Origin of the sequence: Celeribacter sp. (assembly GCF_048270365.1) — a bacterium.
Lineage (GTDB): Bacteria > Pseudomonadota > Alphaproteobacteria > Rhodobacterales > Rhodobacteraceae > Celeribacter.
Window position 1 is genome coordinate 1 of sequence record NZ_JBLWTA010000022.1, and the last position, 17,638, is coordinate 17,638.

The 17,638-nt window shown below is 59.0% G+C and carries 15 protein-coding genes, 1 tRNA gene and 1 riboswitch; of the genes, 3 read left to right on the forward strand and 13 right to left on the reverse strand.

Annotation, left to right across the window (positions count from 1 at the left end):
- The first annotated feature begins 182 nt into the window (after positions 1–182).
- The gene (locus ACN0X0_RS19215) at positions 183–812 is read left to right on the forward strand and encodes a helix-turn-helix domain-containing protein (RefSeq protein WP_417280499.1); all 630 of its coding nucleotides are present in this window, start codon (positions 183–185) and stop codon (positions 810–812) included.
- Positions 813–858: 46 nt separating this feature from the next.
- Here ACN0X0_RS19215 and ACN0X0_RS19220 read toward each other — a convergent pair whose 3' ends face one another.
- Together ACN0X0_RS19220 and ACN0X0_RS19225 are read right to left on the reverse strand one after the other, a co-directional pair.
- A complete protein-coding gene (locus ACN0X0_RS19220) occupies positions 859–2,616 on the reverse strand; it encodes an ABC transporter ATP-binding protein (RefSeq protein WP_417280500.1) in 1,758 nt (585 codons plus the stop codon).
- 342 nt (positions 2,617–2,958) lie between these two features.
- Entirely contained in the window at positions 2,959–3,813 is an 855-nt protein-coding gene (locus ACN0X0_RS19225) for a DUF4394 domain-containing protein (protein ID WP_417280501.1), read from the reverse strand.
- 133 nt (positions 3,814–3,946) lie between these two features.
- Between ACN0X0_RS19225 and ACN0X0_RS19230 the strand changes: the two genes are divergently transcribed.
- Together ACN0X0_RS19230 and ACN0X0_RS19235 are read left to right on the forward strand one after the other, a co-directional pair.
- Positions 3,947–4,528, forward strand: coding sequence for a sigma-70 family RNA polymerase sigma factor (locus ACN0X0_RS19230; protein WP_417280502.1), 582 nt, complete (start codon positions 3,947–3,949; stop codon positions 4,526–4,528).
- Entirely contained in the window at positions 4,525–5,217 is a 693-nt protein-coding gene (locus tag ACN0X0_RS19235) for an anti-sigma factor domain-containing protein (protein ID WP_417280503.1), read from the forward strand. Before ACN0X0_RS19230 ends, ACN0X0_RS19235 begins: the two co-directional genes overlap by 4 nt.
- 188 nt (positions 5,218–5,405) lie before the next feature.
- Here ACN0X0_RS19235 and ACN0X0_RS19240 read toward each other — a convergent pair whose 3' ends face one another.
- From ACN0X0_RS19240 to gcvT, 11 genes are all read right to left on the reverse strand, one after another.
- The gene (locus ACN0X0_RS19240) at positions 5,406–6,815 is read right to left on the reverse strand and encodes a PepSY-associated TM helix domain-containing protein (RefSeq protein ID WP_417280504.1); all 1,410 of its coding nucleotides are present in this window, start codon (positions 6,813–6,815) and stop codon (positions 5,406–5,408) included.
- A 90-nt stretch (positions 6,816–6,905) separates the two neighbouring features.
- Positions 6,906–7,271: a hypothetical protein gene (locus tag ACN0X0_RS19245; RefSeq protein WP_417280505.1), complete on the reverse strand. Its 366-nt coding sequence runs from the start codon at positions 7,269–7,271 to the stop codon at positions 6,906–6,908.
- Positions 7,272–7,620: 349 nt separating this feature from the next.
- Positions 7,621–7,887 carry a hypothetical protein gene (locus tag ACN0X0_RS19250; protein WP_417280506.1) on the reverse strand — a complete coding sequence of 89 codons (267 nt, stop codon included), beginning with the start codon at positions 7,885–7,887 and terminating at the stop codon, positions 7,621–7,623.
- 41 nt (positions 7,888–7,928) lie between these two features.
- Positions 7,929–9,824 (reverse strand): hypothetical protein, encoded by a 1,896-nt coding sequence (locus tag ACN0X0_RS19255; protein WP_417280507.1) that lies wholly within the window; start codon positions 9,822–9,824, stop codon positions 7,929–7,931.
- Positions 9,808–10,782: a DUF4123 domain-containing protein gene (locus ACN0X0_RS19260; protein WP_417280508.1), complete on the reverse strand. Its 975-nt coding sequence runs from the start codon at positions 10,780–10,782 to the stop codon at positions 9,808–9,810. The genes ACN0X0_RS19255 and ACN0X0_RS19260 overlap by 17 nt, the downstream gene beginning before the upstream one ends.
- 618 nt (positions 10,783–11,400) lie before the next feature.
- Positions 11,401–12,102 (reverse strand): recombinase family protein, encoded by a 702-nt coding sequence (locus ACN0X0_RS19265; protein ID WP_417280509.1) that lies wholly within the window; start codon positions 12,100–12,102, stop codon positions 11,401–11,403.
- A gap of 40 nt (positions 12,103–12,142) precedes the next feature.
- Positions 12,143–12,218: transfer RNA gene (locus ACN0X0_RS19270), tRNA-Ala, on the reverse strand.
- 167 nt (positions 12,219–12,385) lie between these two features.
- A complete protein-coding gene (gene trxC, locus ACN0X0_RS19275) occupies positions 12,386–12,847 on the reverse strand; it encodes a thioredoxin TrxC (protein ID WP_417280510.1) in 462 nt (153 codons plus the stop codon).
- 100 nt (positions 12,848–12,947) lie between these two features.
- Positions 12,948–15,794: an aminomethyl-transferring glycine dehydrogenase gene (gene gcvP / locus ACN0X0_RS19280; RefSeq protein ID WP_417280511.1), complete on the reverse strand. Its 2,847-nt coding sequence runs from the start codon at positions 15,792–15,794 to the stop codon at positions 12,948–12,950.
- 12 nt (positions 15,795–15,806) lie between these two features.
- Positions 15,807–16,166 (reverse strand): glycine cleavage system protein GcvH, encoded by a 360-nt coding sequence (gcvH, locus tag ACN0X0_RS19285; protein ID WP_219786678.1) that lies wholly within the window; start codon positions 16,164–16,166, stop codon positions 15,807–15,809.
- A gap of 33 nt (positions 16,167–16,199) precedes the next feature.
- The gene (gcvT, locus tag ACN0X0_RS19290) at positions 16,200–17,339 is read right to left on the reverse strand and encodes a glycine cleavage system aminomethyltransferase GcvT (protein WP_417280512.1); all 1,140 of its coding nucleotides are present in this window, start codon (positions 17,337–17,339) and stop codon (positions 16,200–16,202) included.
- Positions 17,340–17,471: 132 nt separating this feature from the next.
- A riboswitch (glycine riboswitch) is annotated at positions 17,472–17,555 on the reverse strand.
- Positions 17,556–17,638: the final 83 nt, after the last annotated feature.

Below are 17,638 nucleotides of genomic sequence, written 5' to 3' on the forward strand. Positions count from 1 at the left end.
ATGCTGACACCACGCTTCGTTATCAACTCCACCGCTTCTAGTTTGAACTCGCGGCTGAACATCCTTCTGGTCATGTAAATTCTCCAGTTTCATAAACACCTTATCTCGGTGTCCACGAAACCGGCAGCAGCTCAGAGGCCGAGATAGCAAGCGAAGACAGCCGCGCGCTTCTGCGCATCGGCTTGGCGAACTATTTTGCCGGGGCTGTAATCCTGCCCTACAGCAGTTTCCTCGAGGTTGCAGAGGCCGAAGGCTATGACATCGAGCGGCTCGCCCATCGGTTCGGCGTGGGGTTCGAGACGACTTGCCATAGGCTGTCCACCCTCCAGAGGCCCGCGGCGCGCGGCGTGCCGTTTTTCTTTGTCCGGGTGGATCGCGCGGGCAATATTTCCAAGCGTCAGTCCGCGACCGACTTTCACTTTTCGCGGATCGGTGGGTCTTGTCCGCTGTGGAACGTCTACGCGGCTTTCTCGCGACCCGGCGAGGTGTTGACGCAGGTGGCGCAGATGCCGGATGGACGCAGCTACCTTTGGGTTGCGCGCACGGTACGTCACGGAACGGGTGGCTTCGACGCGCCGGTCAAGGAATTCGCCGTGGCGCTCGGCTGTGATTTGTCGCATGCGGAGCGGCTTGTCTATTCCCGGGGGCTGGACCTGAAGAACCCCGACATTGCCACGCCGATTGGCGCGGGCTGCAAAATCTGTGATCGCCAGAACTGCGCGCAGCGGGCGTTCCCGATGACGGGGCACCCGCTGCGCCCAAACCCCGGTGTGTCGCCGCTTGCGCCCTATTCCAGCAAGGAGGGCGGGTAAGTTCGGCTGATCCGCCATGCGTGCATGAGTTACCGCTCAAGTGACCTCACCCCACCAAGGCCTGCCGGGCGCGCAGGGCGCGGTAGAGGCCGTCTTCGCGGGCCATGAGCTCCAAAGGCGTGCCGTCTTCGACGATCCGTCCCCGATCAAAGACGAGGATGCGGTCCATCCGTTCGACGGTCGCCAAACGGTGAGCAATCACCAAAGTGGTGCGCCCCTCCATCAGCCGTTCTGCGGCCTGAGCCACCTTGGCCTCGGCTTCTGAATCGAGCGAAGATGTCGCCTCATCCATGATCAGAACCGGCGCGTTCGACAAAAAGGCGCGCGCGATGGCGACCCGCTGCCGCTCTCCCCCCGACAGTTTGACGCCCCGCTCGCCCACCTTCGTGCCAAAGCCTTTGGGCAAACGCTCGATGAAATCAAGAGCCCCTGCGCGCTCAGCAGCCTCCCGGACCTCCTGCATCGACGCGCCGGGACGGGCGTAGGCGATGTTCTCGGCCAAAGAGCGGTGAAACAACACAGGCTCTTGCGGGACAAGCGCGATGTGTTGGCGCAACACCTCCAAGGGAACGCGCGCGATATCGACGCCGCCCAATGTGACGGTGCCGTCGTTGATCTCGTGAATCCGCTGGATCAGCTTCACGAAAGTGGTCTTGCCTGAACCAGACCGCCCAACCAATCCGACTTTCTGGCCCTCTGGGATCGCGATATCCAGATTGGTAAAAAGCGGTGTTGCAGCCCCGTCGTAGCCATAATCCACATGATTGAACGCCAATGCCGCCGCGCGGGGCGGCAAGGCGCTTTCAGGCATCTTCGCGACAGAGGTTTCTGGGGCGACGGCCATCAGGGCCACCAGTTCCTCGGCATCGTTGACCGCCTTTTGCAGACCACGCACATGGTTGCCCATCTGGCGTAAATAGCCATCGAGCATGCCGAGGGCCGAGACCACAAAGGCAATTTCGCCCGCATTGGCCAGACCACGGGTATAGGCGACAAGAGCCCCGCCCAGAACCATCGCCCGCAAGGCCCAAATCGTCATGTCCTGCGACAGGCCAGACACTGTGCCGCGCCGCCATGTGCGCCGACTGCGATGTGCCCATTTGTCCAGAACAAGGCCCAGCCGCCTGTCTTCGCGCAGCTCGCCCGCATGGGCGCGCACGACCCCGTTGGAAGTGATCGCATCGGCCAGCGCGCCGGAGACGCGGCTGTCTTGCGCATTGGCCAAACGCGCCGCAGGCGCCACCCAGAACAGCGTCAAAGACAGGGAGAGGGCCAGGAACACAAGCGCGCCAATCCCGGCAACCAGACCCACCTCCCAGCGAAACGCCGTCAGCGTTCCGATGCTGCCCAAAAGGATCAGCGCCGAGGGCAACAGTGCCAACAACAAAAGGTCTGCCATTTCATCCAAGGCCCAGGCCCCGCGTGTGATCTTACGCACGGTGGAACCGGCAAAGGCATTCGCATGCCAGTCAGCGGGGAGCCGTTGAACATGAGCGAAGGCTTCGGCTTCGGCGGCGCGCATCGAAGGGATGGTCAGGTCGATGATGGCAAAATAGCTTTGAATTTTGGCGACGACGGAGAGGACGCCAAACACCAAAAGCGCCCCGCAGGCAGGCCAAGGCGTCTCAGACGCGGCCACAGCATCAACGAGGCGTCCCGTGAAAACAGGTATGGAGAGATCGGAGGCCGCGGAGATCAGAACCAAGGCCAGAATGGTGACAACCTTCCCCTTTTGACGCATCCAAAGACGGAAGGTGAATGAGAAAACACGCGCAAACGCGCCGTGAGCAGAAAAATGGATCATGATAACAATTTCACAACCGGGTGGGTTGCGCCTTGCGAAGGGTTTGGAAAGTGGGTCCATTTGGACCAGTCAATCTGTAGCTTGTGGGCGAAAGCGCCACGAAAGCGTCAGATAAGGGCGGCTCCGAAACCGGACGACCCCGGGAGGAAGCGATAAGCAATCGTCATGTGCGTCCTCCATGCAAGGTGTGTCATCACGTGTGTTGTAGTTGGGGATTTTATGGTCCGTCAAGTGCAACTTGAGGATCGCCTGAGGGAAGATGCCTTAGAAAAACACCCCAATCCTGAGATCGGGGTGTTCGTTTTGATTTATGGATGACCGCAAGCGATCGGCCTGATCGGCTTACATGCCTTTCGAGGCAGCAAAGCCCGTAAAGCCCCCCATGCCCAGATCGCTGAGCATGGTCAGCGCGCCGGAGGAGAGGTCCACGGAATAGAGGCCTGCGGCGCTTTCGCCGTCGATCTGGAGGATGGCATAGGCATGGTCCATGCCTTCCTCGGGAGACACGATGTCAAAGCCGCCCCAATCGGTCACATCCACAGTCTCGCCGTCGAGGGTCAGATAGCCGACCGAGGTCAATTCCCCCGCGTTGTTGGCCAGCGAAACCAGAGCGTTGGCGCGGGCATCGAGCGCAAATTGTGCCGTGGACCCGGCCGTCATGCCATTGATCGCATTGGTATAGGCATTGGCAAAGATCAGCGGCTCGGCGCCAGTGCTCATGTCCCCTTCGGCATAGAAGGTATCGGTAAAGCGACGGACGGACCCCGCACGTTCATCGCCGTCCCCGAACCCATCGGGGAAATAGACGAGGTTTGCACCATCGGCGCCCACGGCACGCACCGCGTCGATCTTGTTGTTAAAATCGAAGGCAACCGCGCCTTCGCCGATCATCGCATCCTCCATGAACATCGCGCCAAGGTCCGTCAAAGCGCCCGACATCGGGTCGACCTCAAAGATCATGCCATCGGCATAGCCCAAAAGCTGTCCGGTCACGGGACGGTAAGCGATGGCCCGCAGCGGCATCTCCAGATCGTGGGTCATCACCTCGCCGGGGGAGGCAATATCGGCCATGGTCACAAGGGTTTTTCCGTCTTCGGCAAGTGCGTAGCCCATGGTGCCGGCATGGTCCATGGCGAAGGTCGGCGCAGCGGTGGCAAGTGCGGCAGAGGCAGTCAGGGCAAGTTTCAGGGTGGTCATCGTGGTTTCCTTCCTATGTATTGGCCTAGGTATTGGCTTGCGTTGAGCCGAGATTTACGGATCAATCGCCTTTAACCACGGGGGGACACGGGCAAGAGTTTCAGCCCGATTGATTTTTTTTGAGGACGGCAGCGTGACAGAGGCAAAAGAGGGCTGCAAAGAAGACAATGCGCCACCGCCCCGAGACAGGGTCGAAGAGCTGATCGCGCGCGTGTCACTGGGCGAGCGGGCCGCCCTCTCCGAACTTTATGACCTGACCAGCGCGAAACTTTTCGCCGTGTCGCTGCGTGTCTTGGGGGAACGCCAGTCGGCCGAGGACGCCATGCACGACACCTATGTCAAAATCTGGAAGAACGCCGGACGCTACCGAGTGACAGGTCATTCACCGATGACCTGGCTCATCACCATTGCCCGCAATACGGCGATTGATCGGCTCAGGGCACGGCGCAATCACGCCCATGTCGGCGATTACGAAGACACGCTGGCCGCGCCCAGCCAGACACCAGAGCAAGCCACCATCATCGCCTCGGACGCCCGGCGCATCGTGGCCTGTCTCGACACCCTGCCCGAGGATCGACGCGCCGCCATCACCGGGGCCTATCTCGACGGGCAAAGCTATGCCGAACTGGCCGAGGCCGCCAAAGTGCCGCTCAACACAATGCGCACATGGCTGCGACGTGGGCTGAGCGCATTGAGGGAGTGTATGGACGGATGACCCAATCCCATGACGATGATGAGATGCTCGCCGCTGAGTTGGCGCTCGGTCTGCTTGAGGGCGACGAGCGGGCCAAAGTGCAACGCCGCGCCGCCTCCGATTCCGGGTTTGCGGGGCTTGTGCGGGGGTGGGAAACACGCCTGTCCACGATGGCGGATTTGCCGCCCGTGACGGCGCCGTCTTCGGTCAAGACCGCGCTGATGGCGGATCTCTTTCCCGAGACCGTGAAGCCGCCCATCTGGAAACGGCTCGGGGTTTGGCAGGCCCTGACAGGCGGGGCGATGGCCGTCGCGCTTGTGCTCGTTCTCGCACTGGCGCCGCTGCGTGGCCCCAACACAACGGGCCCGCTCTATACCGCCGAGATCACATCGGGCATCGGAGATTTCCGTGTCGTCGCCGTGGTCGACAAATCCCGCCAAGAGGTCATCCTGACCCGCACCCTGGGCGGCGCTCCCGAGGGGCGCATCCTTCAGGTCTGGGCACATGGCCCCGATGAACCGGCCCAGTCGGTCGGTCTGTGGCCTGCGGGCGAAAGCATCAGATTGCCGCTGCCGCCAGACATCGCCGCGGTGCACGGGACGCTCACTCTGGGCGTTTCCGAAGAACCGCCCGGAGGCTCGCTGACAGGGTCGCCCTCTGGTCGCGTCTTCGGCACGGTCGATATCGCCAATGTCATAGGAGCGGGTTAAAAAATTTCTGTCGATACGCTTTCAGGCGGCCCTCAATCGACGCCTTCGGCTCAAAACGGTCGTTCGTGATTGTTAATGGCGAAAGTCCGCTCTTGCCCTTTGGTGACAGTCCCTGGCAGATAAAAAGAGGGGCCAGCACCGGCCCCTCTTAAAGTATCTATTGTCTGAGCCCCATATTGCACTGGGTCTCATGCGAACTTTCTGCGACGTCCGATCATTTGAGCGACCAACTCAATCCCCAGCAGAAGCAACATCGACAGCCCCACCAGCGGGAAGAAGATCCCCGCCACGACGGCCATCCCGAGCAAGGTCCGGGGAATGCGCCAATCGGTCGGAACGGTCGGAATACCCAAGGCACCGGAGGGACGACGTTTCCACCACATGGTTGCCGCTGACACGCAAAGCATGACCATAGCGAGGCAAGCGAGCAGCAGGACGATCTGGTTCAGAAGGCCCCATTCCTGGCCCATATGGACCGAGATGCCCCATTCCGCCCAGCGACCCAGAGTGCCCAGGTCTTCGAGACCCGCGTCGTAGAGCACTTCTCCCGTGTAGCGATCAAGGTGGATAACCCGCTCAAAAGTGATGTCGTCAGGATATACGGAAGCCGTGAAGACCCCGGTCGGCGTGGTCGGCACATTGATGGCATAACCCGGCACGATGCCCAGTCGCTCGACCGTGGCGACCACTGTGTCGAGGAGCGGAAGCTCAATGCCCTCCGGCGTGGGGGATGTCGTCGCATGTTCGCCATGGCCTGTATGAGCGCCACCCTCAGGGAGCTGCGAAGACGGGATCGTCTGGCGCTCCATGATCCAGGGCGCGCGATCTACCACGTCCTGTGTGGGAACCTCGGATTGCGGTGTCTTGGACCAGTAACCATCGGGCATTCCGAGCCCAAACGCGTAGGCGGTGTCATAGAATTTCGCCCCCCAGACGCCGGACCAAGGCAGACCCGTCATGGCAAGAAAGACGATGAAGCCCCCGGTGTAAATCCCGGTGACCGCGTGCAGATCGCGCCACCATGGACGTCCCCGAGAGGCCTTTATACGTAGCGTCCCCACGGTCTTGCGGCCACGCGGAAGCCACAGGTAGATGCCGCTGGCCACCAAAAGGACCATCCAGCCCGCCGCCGCCTCAATCAGGCGGTTGCCGAACCAGCCGACGTATTCCAGAGAATGGAGCTTGCGCACGACATACATCATTGGGCTGCCAGCCGCGCCGCCGTCCCAGAGCGTGCCCAGCACGCGCCCGTCGTAGGGATCGACGTAGATCGTGTTGCGCAGCCCATCCTCACCGACGATGTCGACCTCGGCGCTGCGATCCGGGGCAGAAGCAGGAGTGTAGGCGCGAAGCGTGCCGGGATGGGCAGCCAGCGCGGCCCCGGTGATCTGCGAGGCGGACAGGGCCACAGATTGGGCCTCCACGAAGCGCAGGTTCCGGTGCACGGTGTTGTTGATCTCGTCGTTGAAGAGATAGATTGCGCCTGTCACGGCCAGGATCAGAACGAAAGGCAGGACGATAAGCCCCGCGATGAAGTGCCAACGCCAGACGGCGCGATAGAGTGCAGCGCCTGCTGCACGATTTGGTGTGTCAGTCATTTGAACATTCCTTAGTTCCCCCTCTTGGGCGGGAACGGGCATGGGATTTGCCCTGCGCGCCAGGCGACAGGGCCGTCGAATCTTTGCCAATCAGGCGATCCGCGGAGGGGCCCTTGTGGAATGATTGATGTTGCGCGCCGAGGCTGCACGTCGCAGTGGCTCTATCTGTCGCCACTGTTCATGCGGCCGGAATGCCAGGCACAGGTCAGGCGCGTTCATTTGCGGCGCGTTAGGGAGAGCGTGGCAGAACGGACAATTGTGCGCGTGCTCACCATGCCCCGCATCGCTACCACAGAAATCTTCCGCCTCTAATCCGAAGACCATCGCATAGACGGCCTGGGCATTGCCGGTTCTGTTGGGGGCCATATGGGTCGCCGATACAACGCTCGTCACCGCGAGGCCGAAGCCAAGCAGCAAAGCGAAGATGGTCGAGGTCCGAACTGTCATCCACTTCATATGCCAGCAACTCTTGCAAATGTGAATGATGGTATTTGCGACGGAGCGCTCACGCAGAAAGCCGACTTTCACCCTAAGAGCAATAGAATGGCTACCCGCCCAAAATGACGGATGGCCGCATACGGCCCAAAGCTGTCAATCGTTTTAGGTGCAGCGAATGACCGGCTCTGGCCGGCCAATCCAGAAACCAAAATCCGCAAAGTTGAAATCAGAGATTACGCATGAAGCTGGCGGATAACTCCTTTGACAAACGCCACGGCAGAGCTTGGTTAATTTCCAAGCATTATTACCACCTAGGTCGTGCCCGTGAATTTGGGAGCGGATCAAGGGGACCGTTAACATTCAATCGTCATTTGGAAGTAGAAATGCTTTCGATAATTCGGTCAAACCGCTCGTGCCAATATCGCTCTCCATAGGCTTGACTACCTTTTAATGCTTGGTGCCAATCCAAGAGATTACTCCCAAAATCCTTGCCCAGAAGAGCAACAAGAGAGGCCCGCGCCTTTTGTTGCTGTATGGCTTTGGTCTCCTCTGGGAGTGGTGTCACAAGCCATCGAGGATTGATCTGATAGCCGCAAAGCTGGACCATCCATTTTTGTGGCTCAGTCAGTTTCATGGATTGAAGTGTCTTATTTAACTGTTCAGGTGTTCCGCGCATCATCCCCCCCCTGCATCACGATAGTAATCAATGTAAAAGTTCTGACCTTTGGGTGGCCAGTTTCCGGTACGTTTAAAGTAATCGAATGCGGATTTGTGTGCTGCGAAATACTCTTTCGTCTCCCTTAGATCGCTCGGCGAGATTTTGATCCCCTGTGCATCCAAAGATCGCAAAACTCTGCGCTGAGCCGCGCCTTCGACGATGAACTCCTCTCGTACATAGGCGACTGAAAGTTGAGGATGGCTGAAGTGCAGATTGGTGAATGCGTCATCGGACAAATTACTCAATCTACGGAGGAGATTGAATATCTTTGCGTGCTGAAGCTCATGACCAGCTGTTATCAATTTCCCTGCTTGTCCGAGCACATTAACTTGCTCACCCGACAAAGCCAAGATGCGTTGCCCATTCTCTATCGTAAAGTAACTGGATCCTGTTGGCTCATATCTCACTACGTCGACGTAGAGCCTATAGTCCGCAATCCCCAGATGAGAGGCCGCTTCCTCCACTAACTTTTCAGCGTCCAGGTCTCCAGCCACACGTCGAGCGCTTGCGTATCCTGCATGCGCTCTGCTCATGTTGGCCGTAAGTACGCTCTGCTTCGCAGTATTCATCCTGAGACGCAGGCGGGGTAAGCTTTCCCAATGCGGAACGACGAGGCGACCTACGCCTCTGATATTCATTGCAATCCTCCCAGAAGGGAGCGAAGCATAATGTAAAATTAATTCGCCGAAACGCGCGCCCTTGATGCCGACGATGGCGGTGCGGGCCGACGCCAAAGTGCGTTTGGACACCTCGGCAATGAAATCGAGCTGCCGTGCGGCTTGCCCCACACGCCCGGCCTGCACGGCTTTGCCTGCATAGCCCAGAACGCCCGCGCCGCCCAAACTCAACCCCAGCATCGCAAAGGACCAGTAACGATTGAACGAGGCCTGATCATTTTGATCAAGCACACCGAACGTGTTCATCATGGCATAGGTGGCATCGCCCAGCCAGCCGGTGCTGTGGGCGGCTTCATTCGGCGTGTGCCACATGTCGATGCCCTGAGTGATTGCCTCAAAGCCTGCGAGGGACAAAGCGCCACCCGCAACCGTTCCCCACCCCAGCGTTCCCGCCGTCAGCGCCACGCCGCCGATAAATTCCGCCGCGCCAAAGACGATATTCATCCCGCCCCAAGCTATGCGGGCACTCCAGTTGTCGGAAAATTCCTCGTCGGCGCTAGCCCCCGGAAGGCCGGATCGCGCCATCCAGTCGCCCATCACCGCGTTCAGCCAATCCGCGCCCTCGGCATTGGTCGGCATCCGGTTGATGTAATCCCCGTCATCGCCAAGGAAGAAGTTGTTTACATTAATGTTTCGGTTGATGCGGGTGCTGAGGTAAATCGTGCCATTCGCAATATGCCAGTGTCGCATGGCACCCAGCTTGCGCTGCTCGCTGGCATAGGTGTCGCGCATCTTGTTCAGAAGCGCGTAATCGTCATTGGTCACAACCGAACGGGTCTGCCTGCGGACCAACGTGCCATAATCATCGAGCCATTTTTCCAAAGCGACCTCGGCAGCGGTCGGGTTCTCCTCGAAGACAACCTTGTAGCCTTGGGTTTCGATCAGGATGCTCAGAAGCTGGGCGCGTTCTGGGTATTTGCGCGCAAAGCAATCCATCAGCCCGTCAAGCGTCAGATAGGCGCCGTCATAGATGACGGGAAACACCTCATCCGATAGCGGGTAGCTATCGACATTGGCAAGGCCCAGATCAAGCTGACTGTCCGCCGCCGATCCTACAAACAGCTTATCCATCGCCACATTGCCGATTTGCTGCGGGATGAAAACGCCTTCACCGGGGCAGGTGCCGCCTTTCGTGCAATCGTCATGGGGCAAGTAAAACTCAGCCTCGGTGGCCATGGAAATTCCTAATCTTGTTTCCGAAAAGCGCCTTCATCTCGCGCGAGATCGCGACAAAGCGGGCCTCTGCGTCGGTCTTCGTGGCGGAAATTTCTTGTTGAATGCGTGGAGAGGCCGTCTTGAAGTCCCGGCTCAGCGCAAGCGTCCAATAGACAAAGCTGCCCAAGTGGTAGCGGCTTTTGAAGCCATATGCGTGATACTGCAGAGCCACGCGGACCGCGGCGTCATGGGCTCTACGCCGTGTTTCAGGGCTGATGGTGTGATCCGCGAAGAAGCTATCGGCAAAGCGATGCGCATGGTTGCGCAGGGTCAAAAAGCGCAGCACGGGCATGTCAAACTCAGTGCGTGGGCGGGTGTTGTGTCCACTGATACGTGTTGCCGTGCAGATCACGGCGCGGTCTTTGTCAGCATGTATGTAGGATCGCACCAACGGCCGTGACGGATCTTGCGCATCAAAGCCAAAGATCGGGCGTAAATCACATTCCGCGCGGCCGTCGGCATAGCGCAGATAGTCGATGAGACTGCCGTTGTCCCAAAACCGGAAGTAGAACCAGTTCCCAGCCTCATCGCAGATGCGGGTGAATTTACGCAGATGCTGCCATAGCTGATCGAAGCTCGCACTCGAGCGCAGATACAAACCGGGCTGGCGACCCCACAAGTGCCACGGCGCGTTTGACCGGGTGAACAGACCCATCGTGAACTTATTGCCGTCCTCCAGCCGCACGAGCCAAGGCGCAACCTCGCTCAGTTCCTCTGCCGTTTCCCCTTTGAACAAGCAGCGATACTCAAGACCGGACGTCGCCAGCATCTCAGGCAAGTTCTCGACCTTTCCCGCATCCAGAATGGCAAAGCACTGCGAGGCGCCATCCTGTCCACCAAAGACAGCCGGGCGCAAAACATCCGGGACGGAACGCTTCGGATCGACCCCAAACTGCTTATCCAACGGCTCGACCTTCAAAATGTCCTCGATCTGAAGGACCAGAGGACGGTCCGCCCGTTGCACAGCAACACTCTCAATATCCAGCCAAAAATCTTCGCTCACGTCGGCCTTACATAACAATACCTAAAACATGGCGGGGAGTATGCATCGCGGTCGCTATCGGCGCAAGAAGCCAACGATAAACATCATAGTAAAAAACTTGCTTAAGGCGTGCAGCTTCGACGTCTGGTGGATCGGATTTAGGACGCCTTTGTCTGTCTCGGAAGGCTGGCCCTCCATTCTTTCGTGAGCATCGACGAGGTTCAGCAAGATCGCAACGGAATAGCTACGGACTTACAACAACGGTCGCTCCAACATAAGAAACAACGGCATCGTACCTGCTTAAAAATAATAATGGTCGTGTGAATGCTACGATCAATCCCCTGCAAAAGAGATCGGATTACCACATCAGCGAGTTCTGAACCTTCCGTCATCTGGATCCTGTGGTATGCTCTCGATCAACTTTATTATAGGCGGCTTGGGCATGAAACACCTTGCGAAAAGGTATTCATGCACCACGAAATCGGATCAACATTTCGCAAAACCGACATTCAAGCATTACGCAGCGAACGGCAACTCCCCGCCCTCCGCGTCTGATCACTGCCTCTCAGCCAGCCATGTTTTCTGCCAGAGGTAATAGGCCGATTGGCTGATCGGCGGGCCTTCCAGAATCGCGAGGGTTTTCCATATTTTGATCCCTTTATAACCGGCCTCGATCATTTGGATGGCAACAGCTTTTCGCAGATCTGTCATGCTCGGCTTACGCCCCAGGCGCTGACCACGGGCCTTGGCATCTTGCAGTGCGATCTTGGTCCGGTCCGAGAAGCCTTTGCGGTCGAGGCGGTTGAGGGCGCTCAGTAGAGTGCCGATTTGGGACTGCCAATCGGTTCGGCTGTCGAATGCCTCATCAAGGCTGCGGATATGAATGCCCAACTCCCGCGCGGCTTCCAGCGTGGCGGCGATGCCCTGTGTTGATAGATTGAGGTCGCTCAGAGACGGAGCGATCAGTTCCGAATTCGCGCTCATGGAGTAGAGCCAGACGGGCGGTGCATTTGGCTCTTCGGGATTGGTCGTGAAAATCTGATCCGTCGGAATACCTTCAGATTCAAGCCGTGCAATCGCGAGCTGCCGATCCTCCGCGCTTCGCAGTCCAGAGATCACGCCATAGCGATTTTCGGACATTGGAGACCTTTCGGAGAGAGCTAAAAACGGAGCGTGTTCGTGTTGGACCTGCGAAACATCTACTACATCTTGTGTTTCAGAATTTTCTTGACACTGAGATGCACGTTTATGCTCCAAAAATGCACTCTTATGGTCCAATGACAAAAATTTGGAAAATTGGTGGAGTCGATCGGGATCGAACCGACGACCTCGTCATTGCGAACGACGCGCTCTCCCAACTGAGCTACGACCCCACTTAATGCGTTTTTCTTTTTATCTGAGACAGGAAAGAAAACGCAGTGCGAAATATAAACGTTTTGCGCGCTTCACACCAAATCTGTGAAGCAGATTTAATGCGAAACACTTCTAGCGAAAGAAGTGGGTATTTCAGGCCGCAAAGTCAAGCGGCCCGCCCCCGGCGTCAGCGCGGCAATTTGCCGTTTTGTTCGACAAAAGCCACGATCTCGCGCGCCGAGCGGGCGCCGGCGATACGCCCCACCTCTTTGCCGCCTTGGTAAAGGATCAGCGCAGGGATGCCGCGGATGCCGTTTTTCATCGACACGTTGGGGTGATCTTCGGTGTTGATCTTGGCAAAGCGCGCGCGGCCCTTAAGTTCCTGCGCCGCCTTAGCGAATTCCGGCGCCATCATCCGGCACGGCCCACACCAAGGCGCCCAGAAATCCACCAGCACCGGCAGATCGTCCTTTTTCGACAGCGCCTCAAGCCCCTTAGGGTCCAGCTCCGCCACTTTGCCGGACATCAGCGGCTCACCACAGGTGCCACATTTCGGACCTGCGGTGAGTTTTGCCACGGGAACACGGTTGACTTGGCCACAGGTCGGACAGGCCAGTTTCACATCGGTTTTATCAAGAGCGGCGGCCATGGCCTGCCTCCATTTATATTCGAGTTGAAGAATATATGTAACCTGACACAACACGGTTCAAGAGGGCGAACTGTCTCTGTTTCGACCTGAGATCACAGCCTCACTCCGCCGCTTCGATATAGCTTTCGGGCGGCGGGCAGAGGCAGATCAGATTGCGGTCGCCATAGGCGTTGTCGACGCGGCCCACAGGCGGCCAGTATTTGTCGACGCGGAAGGCGCCCGGCGGGAAACAGCCCTGTTCACGCGGGTAAGGCCGATCCCAATCGGCGACCAGATCATTGACCGTATGCGGCGCGTGCTTCAGCGGATTGTTGTCTTGCGGAAGCTCTCCCGCCTCGATCTGCGCGATCTCGTGACGGATCGACAACATTGCCTCGCAGAAGCGATCCAACTCGGCTTTGGTCTCGCTCTCCGTCGGTTCGATCATCAGCGTGCCGGGCACCGGAAAGGACATGGTCGGTGCGTGAAACCCGCTGTCGATCAAGCGCTTGGCGATGTCATCGACGGTCACCTCCGTGGCCTTCTCAAACCCGCGCGGATCGACGATGCATTCATGCGCAACACGGCCCTGCTTGCCTTTGTAGAGCACCGGGAAGGCGTCGTTCAGACGCGCTACGATGTAGTTGGCGTTCAAAATCGCCACCTTCGTCGCCTGCGTCAGGCCCGCACCGCCCATCAGCATACAGTACGCCCAGGAAATCGGCAGGATCGAGGCAGAGCCGAAATTCGCCCCCGACACCGGGCCCATATCGCCCGAGCCATCCGGCGCGCCCGGCAGGAAACGGGCAAGATGTGCCTTAACCCCGATCGGCCCCATGCCGGGACCACCGCCACCATGCGGGATGCAGAAGGTCTTATGCAGGTTGAGGTGCGACACGTCGGAGCCGATCTCGCCGGGTTTGGCGAGGCCGACCAAGGCGTTGAGGTTCGCGCCGTCGAGATAGACCTGCCCGCCGTGCTCATGCGTGATGCGGCAAACCTCTTTCACCGTCTCCTCGAACACCCCGTGCGTCGAGGGATAGGTGATCATGCAGGCGGCGAGTTTGTCTCCGGCAGCTTCGGCCTTGGCGCGGAAATCATCCAGATCGATGTCACCATTCTCGGCGGTTTTCACCACCACGACCTTGAGACCCACCATCTGCGCGGAGGCCGGATTGGTGCCATGCGCGGACATCGGAATGAGGCAGATGTTGCGCCCACCCTGCCCGTTCGCGCGGTGATAGGCCTGAATGGTCAAAAGCCCGGCATATTCGCCCTGCGCACCGGAATTCGGCTGCATCGACATGGCATCATAGCCGGTGATCTCGCAAAGTTTGGCGCTCAGATCGTCGATCATGTAGCGATAGCCTTCGCTCTGATCCTCCGGCGCATAGGGGTGGATGGCGTTGAATTCGGGCCAAGTGATCGGCATCATTTCGACGGCCGCGTTCAGCTTCATCGTGCAGGAGCCAAGCGGGATCATCGCGCGATCCAGCGCCAGATCGCGGTCCGCCAGACGCCGCATGTAGCGCATCATCTCGCCCTCGGCGCGGTTCATGCCGAAGATCGGATGCTCCAGATAGGCGCTCTCACGCACCAGTTTTTCGGAGAAACCGAGGCCCGGGAAGCCCGAAGGCACCTCCGCCTCATGCCCGAAAGCGCGCCAGACCTTGGCGATCACCTCGTCATCGGCCATTTCATCCATCGAAATCCCGATCCGATCCTTGCCCACCTTGCGCAGGTTCAGGCCTTCGGAGACGGCGGAGCGCAAGATCACGCCCTGCATCGCGCCGACCTCGACCGTGATCGTGTCGTAAAACGTGGCGGGCGAGACTTTGAAGCCTTCGGATTTGAGACCTTCGGTCAGTTTCACCGCCTTGGCGTGGATGTGTTCACCAATCGCGCGCAGGCCCTGCGGCCCGTGGAAGACCGCATAAAACGACGCCATGACGGCCAGCAACGCCTGTGCGGTGCAGACGTTCGACGTCGCCTTTTCGCGGCGGATATGTTGTTCACGGGTCTGGAGCGACAGGCGATAGGCGCGGTTGCCACTGGCATCAACTGAGACACCGACGATGCGTCCGGGCATCGACCGTTTCATCGCATCTTTGCAGGACATGAAGGCCGCATGCGGACCACCGAACCCCATCGGCACGCCAAAACGCTGCGCCGAGCCGACGGCAATGTCGGCATCCATGGCGCCCGGCTCTTTGAGCATCGTCAGCGCCATCAGATCGGTCGCCATGACCGCCACGGCTTTGACCTCATGGAGCGCTGCAATCTGCGCGGTGAAATCCTGCACATCGCCATAAGTGCCAGGATATTGGAAGATCGCGCCGAAGACATCTGCGGGCACCAAAGCGCGAGGGCTCCCGATGATCAGCTCGATCCCCAGAGGGGCCGCGCGGGTTTTCATCACCTCGATGTTCTGCGGGTGACAATTTTCGTCGATGAAAAACGCCTTGGCCTTCGATTTCGCGACGCGCTGCGCCATGGTCATCGCCTCGGCGCAGGCGGTGGCCTCATCCAAGAGAGAGGCGTTGGCAACCGGCAGGCCGGTGAGATCGCTGACCATGGTCTGGAAGTTTAGCAAGGCCTCCAGACGCCCCTGCGCGATCTCCGGCTGGTAGGGCGTATAGGCCGTGTACCACGCCGGATTTTCCAAGATATTGCGCTGGATCGCGGGCGGCGTGGCGGTGCCGTAGAACCCCTGCCCGATGAGCGAGGTCATCACGAGATTGCGCTTGGCCACCTTACGGATATGGCCCAGCACCTCATGTTCGGTCATCGGCGCCCAGTCGAGCGGCTCCATCTGACGGATCGCCATTGGCACCGTCTCGTCGATCAGTGCATCGAGAGACGTGGCGCCGATCACTTTGAGCATCTCGGTCATCTCGTCGGGAGACGGACCGATGTGCCGGCGGTTGGCGAAATCATAGGGGTTATAGCTCGACGGGGTATAGGCCACGGTGCGCGTTCCTTACGAGATGAAGTCTTTGTATTCCGCTTCCGACATGAAATCGTCGAGCGCGGAGAGGTCTTCGATCTTCATTTTAAAGAACCACGCGTCGCCCATCGGGTCCTCGCCGACCTTGCCCGGATCTTCGGTCAGCGGGTCGTTCACCTCGACAATCTCGCCGTCCAGAGGTGCCAAGATGTCGGAGGCCGCTTTGACGCTTTCGATCACCACGACCTCATCGTCTTTCGACACGGTGGTGCCTTCTTCGGGCAGTTCGATGAAGACCACATCGCCCAGTTGTTCGGCGGCATGTTCGGTGATGCCGACGACGATCAGATCGTCCTCGACGCGGAGCCATTCGTGTTCTTCGGTGAATTTGATGTCAGCGGCCATAAATAAGGTCCCTAGTTGTGTTTAGCGTTTGTAAGAGGTGGCGTGGAACGGCATCGGAGCGACCGTCACTGGCAGGCGCTTGCCGCGCAGTTCCGCGAAGATTTCGGTGCCGTTTTGAGAGAAAGCGATAGGCAGGTAGCCCATAGCAATGGGGCATTGAGCCGAGGGGCCAAAGCCGCCAGAGGTGATTTCGCCGATCTGGTCGTCACTCTCAGAGGTGGCGAAAAGCGGCGTGCCTTCGCGCATCGGCGCACGGCCCTGCGGCAAAAGGCCCACGCGTTTACGCTCTGCGCCGTTGTGGAGTTCAGAGAGGATACGATCCGCGCCGGGAAAACCGCCTTCGCGGGCGCCGCCAGAACGACGCACCTTTTGAATGGCCCAGGCGATATTGCCCTCAATCGGCGAGGTTGTGGTGTCGATGTCATGGCCATAGAGACAGAGCCCGGCTTCAAGCCGCAGGCTGTCGCGAGCGCCAAGACCGATGGGTTCGACCTCTTCCATGGCCACCAGTTGTTCTGCGATGCTCGGCGCAAGAGCGGCGGGGATCGAGATTTCAAACCCGTCCTCGCCAGTGTAGCCCGAGCGCGAAATCCACCACTCAACGGCATCGACGGTGATGCGCACAGAATCCATGAATTTCAACTCCACGACCTGCGGCACCAGACGCGCCAGCGCCGCCTCGGCCATCGGCCCTTGCAGTGCCAAAAGCGCGCGGTCGGTGATTTCCGTGACCGTCACATGGTCCGGCAGGGTGGCGTTCAGATGCGCGATGTCTTCCACCTTGCAAGCGGCATTCACGACCAGAAACAGCCCGTCGCCGGTGTTGGAGATCATCAGATCGTCGAGAATGCCGCCGCTCTCATCGGTGAAAATCCCATAGCGTTGACGCCCCGGCGCAAGCCCCAGCACATCCACAGGCACGATGCTTTCCAAGGCCAGAGCCAACGCCTCAACCCCTTCGGGCGAGGTGAGCATCACCTGCCCCATATGCGACACATCGAAAAGCCCCGCGCCCGCCCGCGTGTGCAGGTGCTCTTTCATCACGCCCATGGGATATTGCACCGGCATCTCATAGCCCGCAAACGGCACCATCTTGGCGCCCTGCGCGATGTGAAACTCATAGAGCGGTGTGCGCATGAGCGCCGTCGCCTGATCCGACATTCTATCCCCTTTGCATCTCTCTGGCACCACGACCCAAAACCGCCGGTGCCCATATGATGCCCCCTCTGTCCTATGCGCCTGAGATCGTTATCCCTTCGGCGGAGGTGTCACACCCCTCTCTCCAGAGTCCTTGACCGTGCGAAGGTCCGTTTACCTGAGAGTTTTCCGGGGCGGTTGCTCCTTCGGTAGGGAAGTCCCTTCTCCCAACGCACGATTTGCGGCGACATTATGCAAGGTCCAGATTCGGGACAAGCCGAAAATATTTCCGATAGGAAACTTACGACATTTCGACAGTAAAA

What these genes read in the sequence shown, in the direction of transcription:
- ACN0X0_RS19220 (WP_417280500.1), bottom strand. Translation starts at nt 2,616, where the DNA reads ATGATCCATTTTTCTGCTCACGGCGCGTTTGCGCGTGTTTTCTCATTC.
- ACN0X0_RS19225 (WP_417280501.1), bottom strand. Translation starts at nt 3,813, where the DNA reads ATGACCACCCTGAAACTTGCCCTGACTGCCTCTGCCGCACTTGCCACC.
- ACN0X0_RS19235 (WP_417280503.1), top strand. Translation starts at nt 4,525, where the DNA reads ATGACCCAATCCCATGACGATGATGAGATGCTCGCCGCTGAGTTGGCG.
- ACN0X0_RS19240 (WP_417280504.1), bottom strand. Translation starts at nt 6,815, where the DNA reads ATGACTGACACACCAAATCGTGCAGCAGGCGCTGCACTCTATCGCGCC.
- ACN0X0_RS19245 (WP_417280505.1), bottom strand. Translation starts at nt 7,271, where the DNA reads ATGAAGTGGATGACAGTTCGGACCTCGACCATCTTCGCTTTGCTGCTT.
- ACN0X0_RS19250 (WP_417280506.1), bottom strand. Translation starts at nt 7,887, where the DNA reads ATGAAACTGACTGAGCCACAAAAATGGATGGTCCAGCTTTGCGGCTAT.
- ACN0X0_RS19255 (WP_417280507.1), bottom strand. Translation starts at nt 9,824, where the DNA reads ATGGCCACCGAGGCTGAGTTTTACTTGCCCCATGACGATTGCACGAAA.
- trxC (WP_417280510.1), bottom strand. Translation starts at nt 12,847, where the DNA reads ATGGCCGCCGCTCTTGATAAAACCGATGTGAAACTGGCCTGTCCGACC.
- gcvT (WP_417280512.1), bottom strand. Translation starts at nt 17,339, where the DNA reads ATGTCGGATCAGGCGACGGCGCTCATGCGCACACCGCTCTATGAGTTT.